This is a genomic window from Paractinoplanes tereljensis (assembly GCF_016862435.1).
Taxonomy (GTDB): Bacteria; Actinomycetota; Actinomycetes; order Mycobacteriales; family Micromonosporaceae; genus Actinoplanes; species Actinoplanes tereljensis.
This window is the reverse complement of sequence record NZ_BOMY01000033.1, coordinates 272,151-289,939: the sequence shown is the minus strand read 5'-3', so window position 1 is coordinate 289,939 and position 17,789 is coordinate 272,151. Positions and strand designations below refer to the sequence as shown.

Genomic DNA, 17,789 nt, shown 5'->3' with positions numbered 1-17,789 from the left:
AGAACCGTGGAGCACGTCGTCATCACCCCCGGAAACACGGCGTGACCTGGCTCTGGGCCGGCGTCGCGGTGGTGCTGGCCGTTGCCGCGTACCTCATCGGTGCCCGCCGCCAGCGCGGCCGCGACCTGCGAGCCTTCCAGGCCGAGATCGCCGCCCTTGCTCCGGTCGGCACGCTCACCCTCGACAACCTGCACGAACAGCTCAGCGGCCTGGGCGGGCTGCTGCACGAACGGCAGGCCGAGGTCGAGCAGATGCGTGCCGACCGCGAGGAGCAGATCCGCACGGCCGAGCAGGAGCAGCGCCAGGTCAACGGCCGGCTGCGCCGCCGCGCCAAGGAGGCTATCGACGACACCGGCGCCGTGATCGGCGAGCGTCTGCGTGACGTCGTCGAGCAGGTCGGCGCGGCCCGCCAGGCCGCCAACGCCACCCACGAGCGGGTGTCGGTGACCAGCGCCGCCGCGGCCACCATGGTGCGCCGGGCCCGCAGCGCCGACGAGGCCGCGACCGCCCTCAACGAGAGCCTGCACCAGGTCGCCGGCATCGCCAGCGTGATCAGCGAGATAGCCTCGCAGACCCGGATGCTCGCCCTGAACGCCACCATCGAGGCCGCCCGGGCCGGTGCGGCCGGCAAGGGCTTCGCCGTGGTCGCCGGCGAGGTGAAGAACCTGGCCAACACCACCGCCGACTCCACCGACAAGATCGCCGCGACGATCGCCACGCTGGAGTCCGACGTGGCCCAGATGGGCGGCACCCTGGCCGCGATCGTCCAGGACGTCGGCGAGATCGAGCAGGCGATGGGCCTGCTCGACGGCATCGCCGACGACCAGCACCAGATCGTCGAACGCCTGAACACCACGGTCGACGCCACCATGCACCAGATCCAGGACCTCTCCGAGGTGGCCGAACGCCTGGAACGCCGCCGCGCCGACCGCCTTTCCGCCAGCGGCGAGGTGCGCCTGCGGGTGCCGTCCCGCGCGGAGCCGGTAGTGGGCCGCCTGACCGACGTGAGCACCGGCGGCCTCGGCTGCACGGTCCCGGCCCGCACCCCCATCTCGGTGGGCGACGCGATCGGGGTAACGACGGAGCTCAACGGCGTCCCGGTGACCATGTCGGTCCGGGTGGTCCGCCGCCGCGAGGTGGGCGAGGAGATCGAGCTGGGCATGGAAGCAACAGAGGTAGGCCCCGACGTCCAGCGCCAGATCGAGATCTACATCAACCGAACCTTCGAAAACGCATAGCCAGACCCTGCGCCAAGGCACGCATGAACCCAGGTCAGCGCCGGCACGCCTGGCCGTCGGCTCACCGCCGACGCACACATAGCTCCCGGCCAAGCGCCGAGAGGCGCGGAGCCCTCGGCTCAGCATCGCCGCACGCGGAGCCGCTCGGCACAGCATCGCCGCACGCGGAGCCGCTCGGCACAGCGCTGCGGCACGCGGAGCCGCTCGGCTCAGCGCTGCGGCACGCGGAGCCGCTCGGCTCCGCGCCGCCGCATGCGGTGCTCACTAGGCGCCGAGGCAGACGAAGCCGGTGCCGGCGGCCGCGTCGGCCAGCGCCTCCGCAGGCGCGCGGCCGGCCGCCAGGGCCTGGTGAAAGCCGATCATGGCGTCGGTGGCCGCCTCGTCCGCCACCCGCCCGACGCTCGCCACGACGGTGGCGGTCCCGGCGGCGAGCAGCGCCGACGCCATCCCGCACGTCTCGTCACCCGGGCGCACCTCGGTCAGCCCGAGTTCGCAGCTGGCCAGCACGACGAGCCCCGGCGCCCGCCGCAGCCGAGCCAGGTCGTAGCCGAGCAGCGGCCCACCGGCCAGGTCGAGCGCCGAGAACAGTGGATTCTCCACCTCGTGCCGCCCATGCGCGGCAAGGTGCGCGAGCCCCGCCCCGTCCAGCGCGGCGAGCACCGCCGCCGGCGTGGCCGCGTCCCCGGCCAGCGTCTCCGCCCCCGCCCGAATCCCAGCGATCGCGGCGATCTCCTCCGCCCCACGCGAGATCTCCGGCCCCGCCACCAGAACGGTCCGCCCCGCCCGCCTTTCCGCAGCCCGCTTCTCCTCGTCGGCGGTCCGATCCCCAAGCTCCGCCACCCGCTCCGTCCTGCCTGCGATCCGATCCAGCGGCTCCGCCAACCGCTCCGTCCTGCCCGCGATCCGATCCAGCGGCTCCGCCATCCCCACCCGATAGCCAGCCGCCCGCCCCAACGCCTCCGCCATCCGACTCTCCCCGCCGGCGGCCTGGTCCCGCGCCCTGGGCGGCTGTGCCAGCTTGGCGGCCGAGCGGTCTCGGGCCGCGAGCCAGGCCGTGGCCGAGGGCGCCACCGTCACCGCTCTCCCCCGGCACGCCGGGAGCATCGCCCACGGCGCCGTCATCAGCAGCCCCGTAGGCACCACCACGAGCGCCCGGTCCCCGATCAGCCCGAGCAGCGGATCCAGCAGCGCCGCCTGCATCGCGGCGGCGTCACGCCGGGTGGCGGCGGCGACGGCCGCGGCGAGCCGCGCCGGCATCGCCCGCCCGGCCCCTGTGTCAAGGTCGGCCCGAAGCCGAACAACGGCTTCCTCGGCGGCCGCCATCGACCCCAGGCTGATCAGGGCAACAGCTGAGCGGTCAACCACCAGCGCGTGCAGGGTCGCACCCCCACCGATGTACGACACCAGCACCGTCTCGCCCAAAACACCCCGCACCGCCGCAAGCGAGGCAACGGTCGTCCCGCCCTCGGCTCCCCGCACCGACCAGGCGCTCTCCCGGATCCGCCGCTGAAGCCCGTCGGCCCGCCCGCGCAGCCCGACCACCGGTTGCCCCGCGATCTCGGCGGCCCGGATCGCCTGCCGGGTCTGCCGCAGGTCCTCCAGCGCGGACGCGACTTCCGGGTCGTCCGGCGGCCGAACCGGCGGAAGCCGCAGCGCCTGCGCCCGCACCCGCTCCGACCACCGGAAGACCACCCCCGGCCGCCCGTCCCGCACAGCCCCCGCGAGCCCGGCCCGCGCGAGGTCCCGCCCATGAACCGAGGCCCCGGTCTGCAGATCGAGCGACCCGAACCGCCCCCGATACCGGTGCAGCGTCGCCATCCCGGCCGCGAGTTCCCGCGAGGCCGCCCCCGGCCGCCCGGCCGCCGCCTCCACTTCGGCTCGGGCCAGCCGCCACAGCAGCCGGGTGTCGAGCCGGTCAAGCCGCCCCGGCACCCCGGCCCCCGCCACCATCCGCCCCGCTGCCCGCGGCCTCTCCGCCACCGTCGCCCGAGCCGCCACCAGCATCGCAACAAGCGCGTCCTCAGCCAGCCCAAGCCGCAGAAGCTTCCACGAAAGCCGCCGAGCCCGCCCCGCAACCTCCCGCGCGCCAACCCCCGACCCCGCAACGCCCATCCCGACAACCTGCCGCCCGGCCGTCTCCGACCCGACAACATCCGGCCCGACAACCTGCCGCCCGGCGGCCTCAGGCCCGGCCGTCGCCAGCCCGGCAACGTCCGGTCCGGCAACGTCCGGTCCGGCAACGTCCGGTCCGGCAACCTGCCGCCCGGCCGTCTCACGCCCGGCCGTCGCCAGCCCGACAACATCCATCCCCGCAACGTCCGGCCCCGCAACCTGCCGCCCGGCAACGCCCGGCCCGGCAACGCCCGGCCCGGCAACATCCGGCCCGGCAACATCCGGCCCGGCAATCTGCCGCCCGGCGGCCTCACGCCCGGCCGTCGCCAGCCCGGCAACGCCCGGCCCGGCAACCTGCCGGTCGGCAGATTTCGGCCCGGCGGGCTGCCGTCCATCGGCTTCGGGCGGAGTACCTCCCGGGGGCCGTGCGAACGGCCCTCGGCGGGGCTTTGGTGCCGCCGGTCCATTCACACTGGTCAGCGTAAAGTCTAAAGGTGAGGTTGACGTTGAGGCTCCGGAGACCCCTTGTTTGAGGTCGACCACCAAGCCGCCTGCAGTGGCTCTGAGCTGGGGGTTCTTGGGATTTGAGGGTCTAGCTGCGGTTGAGGTTGAGGCTGCTGGGCGGAGGGTGGCCAGGCTTGCTCGCAACGAGAGCAGGTCGGCCAAGGCTGCTCGGCGGCGGTTGCCTCGGCGGGTGAAATCGGCTCGGGCCTGGGCCGCCCAATCGGCGGCGGCGGACGGGTGGCCGGCCAGCAGGGCCGCCTCGGCTCGGGCCTGCAAGGCGTCTGCTCGGGTGTGGTCCTGGCCGTTTGCGGTGGCCTGGTCTACCGCCGTCGCCAGCTCGCGGTCGGCCTCGCCGAACAGTCCGGCCGCGATCAGCGCACGCGCCGTCTCCACCGCCAGGTTGGAGAGACGCGCCGGGAGCAGGTGCTCGTAGTCGGGGCGGACCGCGGCGAAGGTGCCCAACGCTGCCGGCAGGTCGCCTGCCACCACCTCCAGGTAGCCCAGGTTCATCCGGACCATCGCGGTTACCGCGGTGAAGTCGTGTCGCAGGGAGATCCGGGCGGCTCGGTTCAGGTCCTCCCGGGCCGCGCCCACCCGGCCGCCGTCCAGGTGCAGTAACGCTCGGTTGTTCAGGGCCTTCACCAGGTCGATCGGCTCGGCCAGGCCGGTGATCGCTAGGGTGAACTGCGGCAGGGCCAGGTCGTTGCGGCCGTTGCGGCGCAGCAGTACCGCCCGCTGGGCGTGCAGCAACGCCTGGCCGGCCGGGGGCAGTAGGCGTTCGGCCTCATCGAGAAGGCGTAGGCCCAGGTCTACCCGGCCGCGCTCGGCCTCGGCCCAGGCGAGGCTGATCAGCAGGCGGCCGCGTACCTCCGCCTCACAACCATCGGCCAGCCGGACGGCCGCACGCAGCTTGCGCACCGCCAGCGCCGGGCGCCCTTCCAGGTTGGCCGCGTGGCCGGCGGCGAACAATCGCTCGGCTCGGGCGGGCAGGCCGGGCGGCACGGTCAGAGAAGGAGCGATGGCGTCACCACCCTTGGCGTGCCGTGGATGACCAGCTGGGCCAGACCGTGCGGGACCTCGTCGAGTACGAAGCGGCCGGTCTCGTCGGCGGTTACCGTGCGCGGCGGGGCGGGGGACGGCAGGCGTAGTTCGACGGAGAGGGCGGCGCCGGGTGCCAGCCAGCCGTCCAGTCGGACCAGGCCGTCGGGGCGTTCCAGGACGGTGATCATCACGGTTCGGCTGGCCGCGTCGAAGGTGATGGTGCGGGCCTGTTCGCCGGCTCGGGCGGCGGGGGCCACCTCCTCGGCCAGCCGGGCCACCTCGTCCTCGAGGTCGGTGAGGGCCAGCGCGAACAGCACACGCTCGTCCAGGTCGGCCGGCGGCGGGTCGTAGCGCCCGATCCGGCGAAGGATGTCCCGGTCGAGGTCGTCCAGCGGATCGGTCATGGCGTCCCCCGAGCCGGAAGGACAACGCGGGCGGTCATGACGTCCCCCGAGCCGGAAGGACAACGCGGGCGGTCATGACGTCGCCCAGGCGGGGTCGGCGGTCAGGGCCGCTCGGAGTTTGGCCAGGCAGCGGGAGCGGGTGGGGCCGATGCTGCCGTGTGGCATGCCGAACGCTTCGGCTATCACCGTGTAGTCGGGGCGGTCCACCTGGGCCACTATGCGCAGCAGGTCTCGGCAGCGCTGGGACAGGTGCTCGAAGTGGCGCCACAGGACCCGGTCTCGTTCGTCGGCCATCAGGCGTTCGTCCGGTGGTGGGTCGGGGTCGGGGACGGTCTGCACGGCGGTGCCGCCGTCGGGGAGGTCGCGGCGGGAGCGCTGCTGGCGGTGCCAGGCCTCGCGGCGGGTGGTGGTGATCAGCCAGGCGGTTACGGCGCGTGGAGTGCGGATCTCGTGCAGCCGGCGCATCAGCTCGAGCCAGGACGTCTGCACCACGTCGGCGGCGTCCTCGGTGGCCAGGCCCTGGCCTCGGGCTACCCGCCACAGCACCGGATCGAGCGCCCGGACGAGCTCGCGCAGTGCCTCCCGGTCACCGTCGCGAGCCCGTTCGAGCAGGGTGCCCAGCTGGGCGTCAGACCACATGCGGCCGGGCCAGGTCGCCCGCGTACGCGGCTGCGGAGAACGACGTGCCGCTCCACCGCGCCCATCGGTCCTGCGGCATCGTGCTGAGCACCTCGACGCCGTCCCGGTAGCGGTCGACCCAGTCGCCGTAGTTGCTGAACGTGGCGTGGTAGCGGGCGAAGCCGGCGCCGACCGCGGTGACCATGGGAAACGCCGCCGGGAAGATCTTCTCGTCGGTGTGGTCGTTGCCGGCCGAGGCGACCAGCGCGACCCCGCGGTCGGCCAGCAGCTGCAGCGGCTCCGCCATGTCGATGAGCGCTTGTTCGTCGCTGTGGTCCCCCGGTTCGCGGCCGAACGCCATGCAGACCACGTCGAGCGGGTTACCGGCGTCGACATACCGGACCAGCCAGTGCAGGGCGCTGGTGACGAACGACTCGCGGACCTTGCCGTCCTCGCTCATCACCTTGACCGACAGGATGCGGGCGCTGGGCGCGGCGGCCCGGACGATCCCGGCGATGAAGGTGGCGTGCCCGGCCTCCCCGGTGTCGCCGTGCGGGATATCCCGGCCATGAGGAATGTCCCGACCGTGCGGAATGTCCACGGCGTGGGGAATGTCCCGGCCGTGCCGCTGGGCGATCGACCCGAGCTCGTCGAGCGGCGATTCCCAGTCCGCCGCAAGGAGGAACGGGTCATCTGACGAGGAAGGGAACCAGGAATGAGGCTGGACCCCGCTGTCGAGCAACGCCACCACCGGGCGCCGCAGATTGGCCGGCAGCGGCTCCCAGGGCAGCGCCTCGTGCGCGGCGGCAGCGGCCGAGGCCGGCTCGAAGCTGTGCGGGATGTCCCGGCCGGCCAGGTTGAGGAAGCGGGTGCCGGCCAGCGCCACCGGATCGCGGCGTACCTCGAGGTCGACGCCGGCCGCTTCGAGGGTGCTCACCACCAGGTCGGCGGTTACGCCGTCGTCGACCACCGGCACGATCATGCGAGGGCCGGCGGCCCGGCTCGGCGCGCCGAGCGGACGGCCCAGGCCGGCCTTCTCGAGTATGTCGTTGAGCCGCTCGACCTCAGAGGGGTCAGCCGTGCCGAGCGTCAGGGTGTCTTCACTGTAAAAATTGGTGCGCATGGTCCGCCTCCAGGCGTGGGCGTTTGCGTCGGTCACCGTTGAGGTGGCCGAGCGAGGGCGCGCAGATACCCATCGTGTCGAGACTGGAGTTAGAACACCTTCACCCGAACGGTCACGCGTCGGGGAACACCTGGTCCACCATCGTCAGCAGGGTGGCGGTGAGGAGCTTGTGGACCTGGGCCCGGGTGAGATCGCCGCGCTGCAGCCACTCCCGGGCCGTCGAGGTGGCCAGGCCGACGTAGGAGCGGGCCATCGCGTGCTGGGCGCCGCCGTGCACCGGTAGACCGACGGCAGTGAGCACCTGGTCGGCGGCGACGTCGATGGCGTCGGCGATGACCCGGTCCACGTCGGCGTCGCCGGCCATCCCGCCGGCCGTGATCGCACCCAGCCACGAGGTGGAGTGCCGGGACACCACGTCGAGGAACCAGGACACGATCGAATCGGCGCGGGTGGGCAGGTCGCCCGGCGGCACCAGGGTCAGCGCGGACGCGGGGACGGTCAGCATCACCCGGATGACGTCCAGGTACAGCTCTTTCTTCGTACCGAAATAGTGGTTGACCAGGCCGCGGGCGACGCCCGCGCCGCGGGCCACGTCGCCGGTCGAGACGTCGGCGTAGCCGCGCTCGCCGAACAGGCGGACGGCGACCAGAAGAATCTGCTCCCGCCGGGCGTCCGGCTCCAGCCGGCGGCGCTGGCCCACGTCGACACTCACGAAGTGGACCTTACGGCACGGCGCTTGTTGACACAGTGCCAACAAGCCGAGAGAGTGAGGCATGCCGACTCCCGGACTGGACGGGTACACCCCGTCGTGGCACAAGCCGGAGCACGACGACCTCGCCGAGCTCGCGCGCGACTTCTTCACCAAGGAGGTGCTGCCGCACGCCGATCGGCTCGAGCGGCAGGGTCACCCCGACCGTGAGCACTATCGACGAGCCGGCGAGCTCGGCCTGCTCGGCCTGTCGGTCCCGGAGGAGTACGGCGGTGGCGGCGGCGACTTCACCCACGAGGCGGTGCTCCTGCACGAGCAGCAGCACGTCGGCGAGGGCAGCCTCGGCCTGGCCGTGCACAGCGGCATCGTCAACGGCTATATCGCCGAGTACGGCACCGACGAGCAGAAGCGGCGCTGGCTGCCCGGCCTGACCAGCGGTGACCTGATCGGCGCGATCGCGATGACCGAGCCGGGCGGCGGCTCCGACCTGCAGGCGCTGCGCACCAAGGCGGTCCGCGACGGCGACGACTACGTGGTCACCGGGTCGAAGACGTTCATCACCAACGGCGGGCTGGCCGACCTCGTCATCCTGGCCGTGAAGACCGACACCAGTCAGGGCGCGGCCGGCATCAGCCTGCTGGTCTGCGAGGTCAGCGGCGACCCGCCGGGGTTCCGGCGCGGCCGGCTGCTGGAGAAGATCGGCCTGCACTCCAACGACACCGCCGAGCTGTTCTTCGACGACTTCCGGGTGCCGGCCGGCAACCTGCTCGGTGCCGAGGGTGGCGGCTTCTTCCAGATGATGGCCCAGCTCCCCCAGGAACGCCTGGTCATCGGGGTCGGCGCGGTCGCCGCCATGCAGCGGGCGGTCGAGCTCGCGGTGGCGTACGCGAAGGAGCGCACCGCCTTCGGCAAGACCGTCTTCGCCCACCAGAACACCCGGATGGTGCTGGCCGACTGCGCCACCCGCACCCGGGCATCGCGGATCTTCCTGGACGACTGCATCGTCCGGCACGCCCGTGGTGAGCTCGACGTGCCGACCGCCGCGATGGCGAAGCTGTGGCTCACCGAGGGGCAGTGCGAGGTGGTCGACCGCTGCCTGCAGGTCTTCGGTGGATACGGCTACACCACCGAATACCCGATCGCCAAGATGTACGCCGACGCGCGCGTCCAGAAGATCTACGGCGGCACCAATGAGATCATGAAGGAGCTGATCGCGCGTGTCCTCTGAAGCTTTCGTCTACGACGCCGTACGGACCCCGCGCGGCCGGGGCAAGGCGAACGGCTCGCTGCACGGCACCAAGCCGATCACCCTGGTCACCGGCCTGATCGACGCGCTGCGAAAGCGAAATCCAGCCCTCGACGTAAACAGCATCGACGACCTGATCCTGGGCATCGTCACCCCGGTCGGCGAGCAGGGCGGTGACCTCCCCCGCGCCGCCGCACTGCTGGCCGGCCTGCCCGAGACCACCGCCGGCGTGCAGCTCAACCGCTTCTGCGGCTCCGGCCTGGAAGCTGTCAACCAGGCCGCCGCCCGCATCCGCTCCGGCTGGGAGCACCTGATCCTGGCCGGCGGCGTCGAGTCGATGTCACGCAACCCGATGGGCTCGGACGGCGGCGCCTGGTTCCTCGATCCGGAGACCAACCTCGAAACCGGGTTCGTGCCGCAGGGCATCAGCGCCGACCTGATCGCCACCGTCGAGGGCTTCAGCCGCGACGACGTCGACGGCTACGCGCTGCGCTCGCAGGAACGGGCGGCCAAGGCCATCGCCAGCGGCCATTTCGAAAATTCCATCATCCCGGTACGGGACCCGAACGGCCTGACTGTTCTGGGTAAAGACGAGCACCCGCGCCCGGACACGACCCGTGAGGGCCTCGGCAAGCTCAAGGCATCGTTCGCGAGCATCGGCGAGGCGGCCGGGTTCGACGCGGTGGCGCTGCAGAAATACCACTGGATCGAGAAGATCAACCACGTCCACCACGCGGGTAATTCGTCCGGAATTGTGGACGGTGCGGCCTTGGTGGCGATCGGCAGTAAAGAAGCGGGCGACAAATCCGGCCTGAAACCCCGTGCCCGAATTGTCTCGGCGGCGGTGACGGGAGCGGACCCGACGATCATGCTGACTGGCCCGATCCCGGCTACCCAAAAGGCGCTTAAAGCCGCAAATCTGGAAGCAAAAGACATCGACCTCTTCGAGATCAACGAAGCCTTCGCCGCCGTCGTCCTCAAGTACGAACGGGACCTCGGCATCGACCCCGAGAAGGTCAACGTCAACGGCGGCGCGATCGCCCTCGGCCACCCGCTCGGCGCCACCGGCGCCATGCTGCTCGGCACCGTCCTGGACGAGCTGGAACGGCGTGACCAGCGCCGGGCCGTGATCACCCTGTGCATCGGCGGCGGCATGGGCGTCGCCACCGTGATCGAGAGGCTTTCATGATCCGCTACGAGCGCGCGGCGGACGGGATCGTCACCCTCACCATCGACGACCCGGACCAGACCGCGAACACCATGAACCTGGCGTACGCGGCCGCGATGACCGCCGCCGTGGACCACCTCGAGGCCGAGCGGGAGGACGTCACCGGGGTCATCGTGACCAGCGCGAAGACCACCTTCTTCGCCGGCGGCGACCTGCCGATGATGAGCCAGGTGACCTCGGACGACGTCCCTGCGCTCTTCGAGCTCCTCGGGACCATCAAGCGCGATTTCCGGCGCCTCGAGACGTACGGGCGGCCGGTCGTCGCCGCGATCAACGGCGCCGCGCTGGGCGGTGGGCTGGAAGTCGCCCTCGCCTGCCATCATCGGATCGCTCTCGATGTCTCGGGCACCCGGCTGGGCTTTCCCGAGGTAACACTGGGCCTGCTACCCGGCGCGGGCGGTGTCACGCGTACGGTCCGCATGTTGGGTCTTGGTCCGGCTCTTATGGTTTGGCTGTTGACCGGCCGGCGTTACAAGCCGGCCGACGCGCGGGACAACGGCCTGGTCGACCAGATCGCGACAAGCGAGAGCGAGCTGCTCACCCTGGCCCGCGAATGGATCATCACCCACCCGGACGCGGCCCAGCCCTGGGACCGGCCCGGCTACCGGATGCCCGGCGGCACGCCGTCGAGTCCGAAGCTGGCCGCGCAGCTGCCGGCCTTCCCGGCGACGCTGCGCAAGCAGCTCAAGGGCAACCGGATGCCGGCCCCCGAGGCGATCCTGGAGACCGCGGTCGAGGGCGCCCAGGTCGACTTCGAGACCGCCCAGCTGATCGAGACCCGGCGGCTGATCAGCCTCCTCACCGGGCAGATCGCCAAGAACATGATGGGTGCACTTTTCTTCGACCTGCGCGCGGTCAACGGCGGCCTGGCCCGGCCCCGGGTCGAGGTGCTGCCGGCCACCAAGGTCGCGGTCCTCGGCGCCGGCATGATGGGCGCCGGCATCGCGGCGACCTGCGCCCGCGCGGGCCTGCCGGTCGTGGTCAAGGACGTCACGCCTGAGCTGGCCGCGCGGGCCGCCGGTCCGGGGATCGTGACCACCGCCGACGTCAACGACCTGCGCGGCTGCGACGTCGTGATCGAGGCGGTCTTCGAGGACCCGGCGCTGAAGGCGGCGGTGTTCGCCGAGGTCGAGCCGGTCCTCGCGCCCGGCGCACTGCTCGCCTCGAACACCTCCACGCTGCCGATCACCGGGCTGGCCGGGACGGTGTCGCGGCCCGCCGACTTCATCGGCATGCACTTCTTCTCCCCGGTCGGCAAGATGCCGCTGCTGGAGATCGTGGTCGGCGACCAGACCCGGGACGAGGCGGTGGCGCGCGCGTTCGACCTCGGCCGGCGGATCGGCAAGACGCCGATCGTGGTCAACGACGGCCGCGGCTTCTTCACCAGCCGGGTCATCGGCCGGTTCATCGACGAGGCGATCGGCATGCTCGCCGAAGGCGTGCCGGCGCCGTCCATCGAGCAGGCCGCGTTGCAGGCCGGCTATCCGACCGGGCCGCTCGCGCTGGCCGACGAGGTCAGCCTCGCCCTGGTGCAGCGCATCCGGCGGCAGTTCGAGGCGGCCGCCGGCGACCAGTTCGTCCGGTTGCCCTCGCACGAACTGGTCGACGATCTGGTCGACAACCACGATCGGCCCGGCCGGGCCGCCGGTCGCGGCTTCTACGCGTACGCCGAGGGAAAGCGCACCGGCCTCTGGGACGGCCTCGCCCGGCTGGCCACCGCGTCCGGTCGCGCCGTTCCGTTCGACGACCTGCGCGACCGGTTCCTGTTCGCCGAGGCTCTCGACGCGCGGCGCTGCCTGGCCGAGGGTGTGCTGCGCACCGAGGAGGACGGCAACGTGGGTTCGATCCTCGGCATCGGCTACCCGGCCTGGACCGGCGGGGTGCTGCGGTTCGCCCACCAGCACGCCGACTTCGAGGGCCGGGCAACTGAGCTGGCCAAGCTCTACGGCGACCGGTTCATCGCATGAGCGGCCCACTCGCCGGGGTCCGGGTCGTCGAGCTCGCCGGGCTCGCCCCCGCACCCTTCGGCTGCATGATCCTCGCCGACCTGGGCGCCGACGTCGTCCTGGTCGACCGGCCCGGCGGCAACGGCATCGCGCCCCCGCCCGGCCCGCTGCAACGCGGCCGCCGCTCGGTCGTCCTCGACCTGAAAACCTCCGACGGCGCGTCCTCCCTGCGGCAACTGATCGCCCGCGCCGACGTGTTCGTCGAGGGCTTCCGCCCCGGGGTCGCCGAGAGGCTCGGCTTCGGCCCTTCGGAAACCGACAAGATCAATCCCAGGCTGGTGTACGCCCGGATGACCGGCTGGGGACAGGACGGCCCGCTCGCTCCACGGGCCGGTCACGACATCGACTACATCGCGCTGTCCGGTGCGCTCGAGCCGATCGGCCGGGCCGGGGAACGGCCGCACGCGCCGCTCAACCTGGTCGGCGACTTCGCCGGCGGCGGCATGCTGATGGCCCTCGGCATCCTCGCCGCCCTGCTCGAACGGGAACGCTCCGGACTCGGGCAGGTCGTCGACGCCGCCATGGTCGACGGGTCGGCGCTGCTCATGACGTTCATCCACGGCATGAACGCGGCCGGGATGTGGCCGTTCCCGCGCGGCGAGAACATGCTCGACGGCGGGGCGCCCTTCTACGACACGTACCGGACGTCGGATGACCGTTTTGTGGCGGTCGGCGCGCTGGAACCGGCGTTCTACGCGGCGCTGCTGGCCGGGCTGGGGCTGTCCGGGGCCCCGCTCCCCCAGCAACACGACCGTTCCGGGTGGCCGGAGCTGCGGCGGGTCTTTGCCGAGCGCTTCGCCACCCGTACCCGGGATGAATGGTCTGAAGTTTTTGCCGGCAGCGACGCCTGCGTCGCGCCGGTTTTGTCCCCCTATGAGGCGCCGGACCACCCGCACAACCGGGCCCGCGACGCGTTCGTCGAGGTCGGTGGGATCGTGCAGCCGGCCCCGGCCCCCCGGTTCGGCCGCACCCCGCCGCCGACACCCGCCCCGGTCTCCGCCTCGACCGTCGACGAGGTGCTCGCCACCTGGTAAATGCTCAGACCGGCAGCACGGCGACCGATGCTGCCGGGCATGGAACCGTCCGTCCTGCGAAAGCGGCGCACCCTGGAGGCCGCCGCCTTCGTGGCACGAGGTGTCGGCCTGGTCTGCACCCTGATCTTCGTGCTGGGTGCGCTGGGCCCGGCCAGTCAGCACGTCCCGCCGACCCTGCGCACCTCGTGCATCCTCGGCCTCTTCCTGATGGCCTGCGGAAACGTACTCGCCGCGATCAACTACCGGCGCCCGGACGGCCCCCGCTACTCCACCTACAGCGTCATCCAGGTGGGCGTCGACACCAGCACGGTGATGGGCATCGTGGTGTGGGCGCAGGGCTACAACGAGCAGACCGCCTGGCCGCTTCTGATCATCGCGATCGTGGTCGGCGCCTACCGGCACCGGCTCGCCGGGTCGCTGGTCGTGTGGGCGGTCACCTCGGCCGGCTTCGCCGCGTCGATGGGCCTGATCCCCCAGCCCAGCCTCCGGCACGGCGAACTGCCCACCGCGGTCATCATCGGGCTCATCGTGGCGGTGCTCTCCGGCATCCAGGGCGAGGCGTTCGCCCGGCAGGTCAAGGAACTCGACCTGGCCCGCCAGGCCATGCAGCACCAGGCGCACCACGACCACCTCACCGGCCTGCCCAACCGCGACCAGGTCGACCAGTACGCCGAGACGCAACGCGGCCGCTCGCTGGCCGTGCTGGTGCTCGATCTCAACGGCTTCAAAGAGGTCAACGACACCCGCGGCCACGCGGTCGGCGACCGGCTGCTGCAAGAGATCGGGCACCGGCTCTCCGGCGGGCTGCGCGAGGGTGACCTGGCCGGCCGGATCGGCGGCGACGAGTTCATCGTGCTGATGCCCGGCGCCGACGAGCACACCGCCGGCGAACTGGCCGCCCGCCTCCGCGAGGAGATCCGCCGCCCGGTGGAGATCGACGGCGCGCCGGTGGCCGTCGGCACCAGCATCGGCATCGCCTGCCGTCCGGCCGGCTCGGCCCGCTCGCTGGACGACCTCACCCGCGAGGCCGACACCGCGATGTACGAGGACAAGGCGTACGCCCGGCGCTGATCTTGATTTGTTGCTTTGCGGTTGCCGACCTAAGGTGAGCTGGCTCACCACCCGATCCTGCTGGCATCGACGACCGCGAAGAAGCGGCCTGACCAGCAGAGGAAGAGTTCACATGCGGAGACTGCACAACATCGGTGTCGCCAAGCGTCTCGGGCTCATCGTCACCATCGGCGCAGTTCTCCTGGCCGCGCTGGCCGGCATCAACCTTTACAGCCAGAACAAGGTCGCCACCCAGAGCCGTACGATCACCGGCCTCGATGCCGGCCTCGCCGCGCTGCACCACCTGGACACCCGGCAGAGCGAGCTGAAGGTCGACGCCTACCGCTCGCTGCTCGGCCAGGACGTCACCCAGGACGTGGTCGACGACGTGCAGTCGTCGGTCGAGGCGCAGGACGCGGTCGCCGCCGCCGGCCTCTCCCCTTCATTGCAGGCCGAATTCACCAAGATCCGCCCCGACTTCGTCGACTTCAGCGCCTTCATCACCGACTTCACGGCCGCGGCCAAAACCGACCGGGCCGCCGCCGTGAAGAACATCGCCGAGATCGCCGAGCGCAACCACGTCACCGACGACGAGCTGGGTGCCCTGACCGACGCCACCACCGCGGCGGCCGAGCAGGAGCAGAAGGACATGGACTCCACCGTCACCTTCTCCCGCAACCTCGCCCTGCTGGTCGCCGGCCTCGGCCTGCTGCTCATGATCGGCCTGGCCATCCCGCTGGTCCGCTCCATCCTCAAGCCGGTCCGCCGCCTCGGCGTGGTCATCGACGCCCTGGCCGCCGGTGACCTCACCGTCCGCAGCGAGATCACCAGCCGTGACGAGCTGGGCACCATGGCCGCCAATCTCGACCAGTCCCTGGACAAGCTGCGCGGCTCGATGAGCACCATCGCCGCCGACGCCGACATGCTGGCCAGCGCCTCCTCCGAACTGTCGGCCGTGGCCGGCACCATCGCCGAGAGCTCCAGCGCCACCAACACCCAGACCGCGTCGGCCGCCGCCGAGGCCGAGGAGATCTCCCGCAACGTGCAGTCGGTCGCCGCCGGCTCGGAGGAGATGGGCCTGGCCATCCGCGAGATCTCCCGCAACACCAGCGAGTCCGCCCAGATCGCCGCGACCGCGGTGAGCGAGGCCGCCCGCGCCACCGAAACCGTCCGCCAGCTGGGCGAATCCTCCGCCGAGATCGGCAACGTCATCAAGCTCATCACGTCGATCGCCGAGCAGACCAACCTGCTCGCCCTGAACGCCACCATCGAGGCCGCCCGCGCCGGTGAGGCCGGAAAGGGCTTCGCCGTGGTGGCCAGCGAGGTCAAGGACCTGGCCCAGGAGACCGCGAAGGCCACCGAGGACATCGGCGCCCGGGTAGCCGCCATCCAGCAGGACACCGGCGGCGCGGTCGAGGTCATCTCGCGCATCTCCGAGGTCATCGCCCAGATCAACGACTTCCAGACCACGATCGCCTCGGCGGTCGAGGAGCAGACGGCGACGACGGGCGAGATGAGCCGCAGCATCGGCGAGGTCTCCAGCGGTTCCAGCCGCATCGCCACCAACATCTCCGACGTCGCGACGGCCGCGGCCATGTCGGCCGAGGGCGTGGAGCAGACCCGCCAGGCGTCCACCGAGGTGGCCCGCACGGCCGAGGACCTGCGTGGCTTGGTGGCCGCTTTCAAGTACTGACTTACTCACCCCCCCCCGCGGCGGCGCCGCACCAGCCACGGACGGCCGGTGCGGCGCCGCCTTTTTGCCGCGTGCCGTACCGCTTCTCGCACGGCAACGGCTTCTTCGACTCCCCCTCGGTTGACTGCTCCCGCTGTTCAGTTCTGCTGAGAACGCATCTGTTCCCACGCACTGTTCGCGTGGTTCAGGATCTCCTGATACTGCGCTCTGTAGGCCTCGACCATTTCCTGGCTGATCTGTCCGGCGAGGCCGGCCTTGTCATAGCCGATGCGATCGCGCAGCGCGTAGAGCCTGTTCAGTGTGGCCTGATTGCCGATCCATGCCTGGCGATATCCGAACCAGCCGGTCCACGCGGCCGCCACGGTGGCCACCCCGGCAGCGGCCAAGGAGGCCATGGCGAGCCAGCGCGACGTGTAGATCTGGTTCACACCGATCAGGAACGTGGTCAGGGCGGCCAGGGACGCGGTCAGGGAGGTCTGGATCAGCGATCCCCGCCGAAAGAATCGCTTCGACTCGGAAAACTGGCCGATCAGTTGCCTGATCCGCTCTTCGACATACGACAGGGCATCAGCGCTGCTCGTCACCGACGGATCCCGTCGCGTCGATGTACGCCCGGATCAACCTTTCTAGGTGCGCAAGGTTCGGGCCTTCACGGAAGAGCCTAACTCTATTTACCCATTCCAATACAACTTCCGTGCTCGGAATTGTCGGTTCGGCTAGATCTGACTCACCACCGATGAGCGTAACCAGGAATCCGATGATAGTCAGCCGGCGATTCAGGTTACCCCGCAACAGCAGAACTCCCAGCCAACTGACGGCATCGACATATCCGTCCAAGGCGCCGAGGAAGTTCACCAACATGAACCGGTACGCGGTCGAGTCGAGTCGAGGATCGTTGGCGTCCACATCGTCCGCACCGAATTGGGTCTCGGCCTCTCCAAGGTAGTCGTAAGGTGAAATGGCGAGGAAATCGACGTACCTGGTCGTAGATCTCGCCAGTGTCAGCGACAGCGACGGGGGCTGGCCCAGATAGGCTCTCCGGCCGTCCGGTGACAACGAGCGATCGGCAAGAACAGTCTCGTCGAAGTAGACCCGGAGTATCGCATCGCGGACGTACCCGGCATAACCGATCGCTTCCGAGTCTGCGAACTTGAGCAGGTTGGCGAGGCCGTCGAATTCCGGAAGATTATCGAAGGCCCAGGCGAAGTATCCTAGCAGCGGATCCCGTCCGGACGTGTCTATTCTCATGGCTTCACCCGCACAGCCGGTTGCCCAAAAGGCGCCACCAGATCGACGCACTCCACGACGAAAGGACTCCCCAATCGGCGCGGGACACCAAACTCCTTGAGATGAGAGACGGTGTCTCCGAAAAGGCTGTAGGAATTCCGCAACTCCTCGAAGTCGAACCCGCTGGCGGGATCACCCGAGATGGTGAGGACGTATCCCGGCGTATTCCCGTACAGCGCGAAGCTCTGGGCGATCGACCACTCATGGCTACAGGACACAAACGGGCTCTCGTGCCTTGTCTGCTGCAGGTAGAGGAGCTTGTTCTCCAAGAAGCCACGTGCTCCGACTTCCCCGCTCCGAGTCCGCGAAACGAGCCCACCAAGCATCAGCAGCAACTGCTCGGTCAAAATGCCCGGATCATGACCAAAATTCGTGCGAAGCGATGGCGCCGAGACCGTCATCTGGCCGAACCAGGATTTCTGGCCCCGGTAAACCCTGAAGGAGAAACCAGTCACGTTGCCTCCGATCCCGCTACTGAGATGCAGTGTGAATCGAA

Annotated in this window: 15 protein-coding genes; 7 read left to right on the top strand and 8 right to left on the bottom strand. The window is 70.7% G+C overall.

Going from position 1 to position 17,789, the window contains the following annotated elements:
- The first annotated feature begins 41 nt into the window (after positions 1–41).
- The gene (locus Ate02nite_RS24110; protein WP_203809289.1) at positions 42–1,238 is read left to right on the top strand and encodes a methyl-accepting chemotaxis protein; all 1,197 of its coding nucleotides are present in this window, start codon (positions 42–44) and stop codon (positions 1,236–1,238) included.
- Positions 1,239–1,502: 264 nt separating this feature from the next.
- Here the strand turns inward: Ate02nite_RS24110 and Ate02nite_RS24105 are convergent, their stop codons facing one another.
- The 5 genes from Ate02nite_RS24105 to Ate02nite_RS24085 form a co-directional block, all read right to left on the bottom strand.
- Positions 1,503–4,856 carry a CHAT domain-containing protein gene (locus Ate02nite_RS24105; RefSeq protein ID WP_203809286.1) on the bottom strand — a complete coding sequence of 1,118 codons (3,354 nt, stop codon included), beginning with the start codon at positions 4,854–4,856 and terminating at the stop codon, positions 1,503–1,505.
- A 2-nt stretch (positions 4,857–4,858) separates the two neighbouring features.
- Entirely contained in the window at positions 4,859–5,299 is a 441-nt protein-coding gene (locus Ate02nite_RS24100) for a carboxypeptidase regulatory-like domain-containing protein (RefSeq protein ID WP_203809284.1), read from the bottom strand.
- A 72-nt stretch (positions 5,300–5,371) separates the two neighbouring features.
- Positions 5,372–5,938 carry an RNA polymerase sigma factor gene (locus Ate02nite_RS24095; protein ID WP_203809282.1) on the bottom strand — a complete coding sequence of 189 codons (567 nt, stop codon included), beginning with the start codon at positions 5,936–5,938 and terminating at the stop codon, positions 5,372–5,374.
- The gene (locus Ate02nite_RS24090; RefSeq protein ID WP_203809280.1) at positions 5,928–7,040 is read right to left on the bottom strand and encodes a S8 family serine peptidase; all 1,113 of its coding nucleotides are present in this window, start codon (positions 7,038–7,040) and stop codon (positions 5,928–5,930) included. The genes Ate02nite_RS24095 and Ate02nite_RS24090 overlap by 11 nt, the downstream gene beginning before the upstream one ends.
- 112 nt (positions 7,041–7,152) lie before the next feature.
- Positions 7,153–7,752, bottom strand: coding sequence for a TetR/AcrR family transcriptional regulator (locus tag Ate02nite_RS24085; protein WP_203809278.1), 600 nt, complete (start codon positions 7,750–7,752; stop codon positions 7,153–7,155).
- A gap of 61 nt (positions 7,753–7,813) precedes the next feature.
- On the opposite strand from Ate02nite_RS24085, the gene Ate02nite_RS24080 reads away from it, so the two are divergent.
- The 6 genes from Ate02nite_RS24080 (at position 7,814) to Ate02nite_RS24055 (ending at position 16,006) form a co-directional block, all read left to right on the top strand.
- Positions 7,814–8,977, top strand: coding sequence for an acyl-CoA dehydrogenase family protein (locus Ate02nite_RS24080; protein WP_203809276.1), 1,164 nt, complete (start codon positions 7,814–7,816; stop codon positions 8,975–8,977).
- Entirely contained in the window at positions 8,967–10,184 is a 1,218-nt protein-coding gene (locus Ate02nite_RS24075) for an acetyl-CoA C-acetyltransferase (protein WP_203809274.1), read from the top strand. Before Ate02nite_RS24080 ends, Ate02nite_RS24075 begins: the two co-directional genes overlap by 11 nt.
- Positions 10,181–12,190: a 3-hydroxyacyl-CoA dehydrogenase NAD-binding domain-containing protein gene (locus Ate02nite_RS24070; RefSeq protein ID WP_203809272.1), complete on the top strand. Its 2,010-nt coding sequence runs from the start codon at positions 10,181–10,183 to the stop codon at positions 12,188–12,190. Before Ate02nite_RS24075 ends, Ate02nite_RS24070 begins: the two co-directional genes overlap by 4 nt.
- Positions 12,187–13,263, top strand: coding sequence for a CaiB/BaiF CoA transferase family protein (locus Ate02nite_RS24065; protein WP_203809270.1), 1,077 nt, complete (start codon positions 12,187–12,189; stop codon positions 13,261–13,263). Before Ate02nite_RS24070 ends, Ate02nite_RS24065 begins: the two co-directional genes overlap by 4 nt.
- A gap of 39 nt (positions 13,264–13,302) precedes the next feature.
- Complete coding sequence (locus Ate02nite_RS24060) at positions 13,303–14,334, top strand: GGDEF domain-containing protein (protein WP_203809268.1); 1,032 nt, start codon at positions 13,303–13,305, stop codon at positions 14,332–14,334.
- 112 nt (positions 14,335–14,446) lie between these two features.
- The gene (locus tag Ate02nite_RS24055) at positions 14,447–16,006 is read left to right on the top strand and encodes a methyl-accepting chemotaxis protein (RefSeq protein WP_203809266.1); all 1,560 of its coding nucleotides are present in this window, start codon (positions 14,447–14,449) and stop codon (positions 16,004–16,006) included.
- A gap of 137 nt (positions 16,007–16,143) precedes the next feature.
- On the opposite strand, the gene Ate02nite_RS24050 is transcribed toward Ate02nite_RS24055, so the two are convergent.
- The 3 genes from Ate02nite_RS24050 to Ate02nite_RS24040 are packed head-to-tail and all read right to left on the bottom strand — an operon-like array spanning position 16,144 to position 17,748.
- Positions 16,144–16,590 (bottom strand): SLATT domain-containing protein, encoded by a 447-nt coding sequence (locus tag Ate02nite_RS24050; RefSeq protein WP_203809264.1) that lies wholly within the window; start codon positions 16,588–16,590, stop codon positions 16,144–16,146.
- Complete coding sequence (locus tag Ate02nite_RS24045; RefSeq protein WP_203809262.1) at positions 16,574–17,254, bottom strand: hypothetical protein; 681 nt, start codon at positions 17,252–17,254, stop codon at positions 16,574–16,576. Before Ate02nite_RS24045 ends, Ate02nite_RS24050 begins: the two co-directional genes overlap by 17 nt.
- Positions 17,251–17,748: a hypothetical protein gene (locus Ate02nite_RS24040; protein ID WP_203809261.1), complete on the bottom strand. Its 498-nt coding sequence runs from the start codon at positions 17,746–17,748 to the stop codon at positions 17,251–17,253. Before Ate02nite_RS24040 ends, Ate02nite_RS24045 begins: the two co-directional genes overlap by 4 nt.
- Positions 17,749–17,789 lie beyond the last annotated feature (41 nt).

Coding starts and splice junctions, on each gene's coding strand:
- Ate02nite_RS24100 (WP_203809284.1), bottom strand. CDS start 5,299: ATGACCGATCCGCTGGACGACCTCGACCGGGACATCCTTCGCCGGATC.
- Ate02nite_RS24095 (WP_203809282.1), bottom strand. CDS start 5,938: ATGTGGTCTGACGCCCAGCTGGGCACCCTGCTCGAACGGGCTCGCGAC.
- Ate02nite_RS24090 (WP_203809280.1), bottom strand. CDS start 7,040: ATGCGCACCAATTTTTACAGTGAAGACACCCTGACGCTCGGCACGGCT.
- Ate02nite_RS24080 (WP_203809276.1), top strand. CDS start 7,814: ATGCCGACTCCCGGACTGGACGGGTACACCCCGTCGTGGCACAAGCCG.
- Ate02nite_RS24070 (WP_203809272.1), top strand. CDS start 10,181: ATGATCCGCTACGAGCGCGCGGCGGACGGGATCGTCACCCTCACCATC.
- Ate02nite_RS24065 (WP_203809270.1), top strand. CDS start 12,187: ATGAGCGGCCCACTCGCCGGGGTCCGGGTCGTCGAGCTCGCCGGGCTC.
- Ate02nite_RS24060 (WP_203809268.1), top strand. CDS start 13,303: ATGGAACCGTCCGTCCTGCGAAAGCGGCGCACCCTGGAGGCCGCCGCC.
- Ate02nite_RS24055 (WP_203809266.1), top strand. CDS start 14,447: ATGCGGAGACTGCACAACATCGGTGTCGCCAAGCGTCTCGGGCTCATC.
- Ate02nite_RS24045 (WP_203809262.1), bottom strand. CDS start 17,254: ATGAGAATAGACACGTCCGGACGGGATCCGCTGCTAGGATACTTCGCC.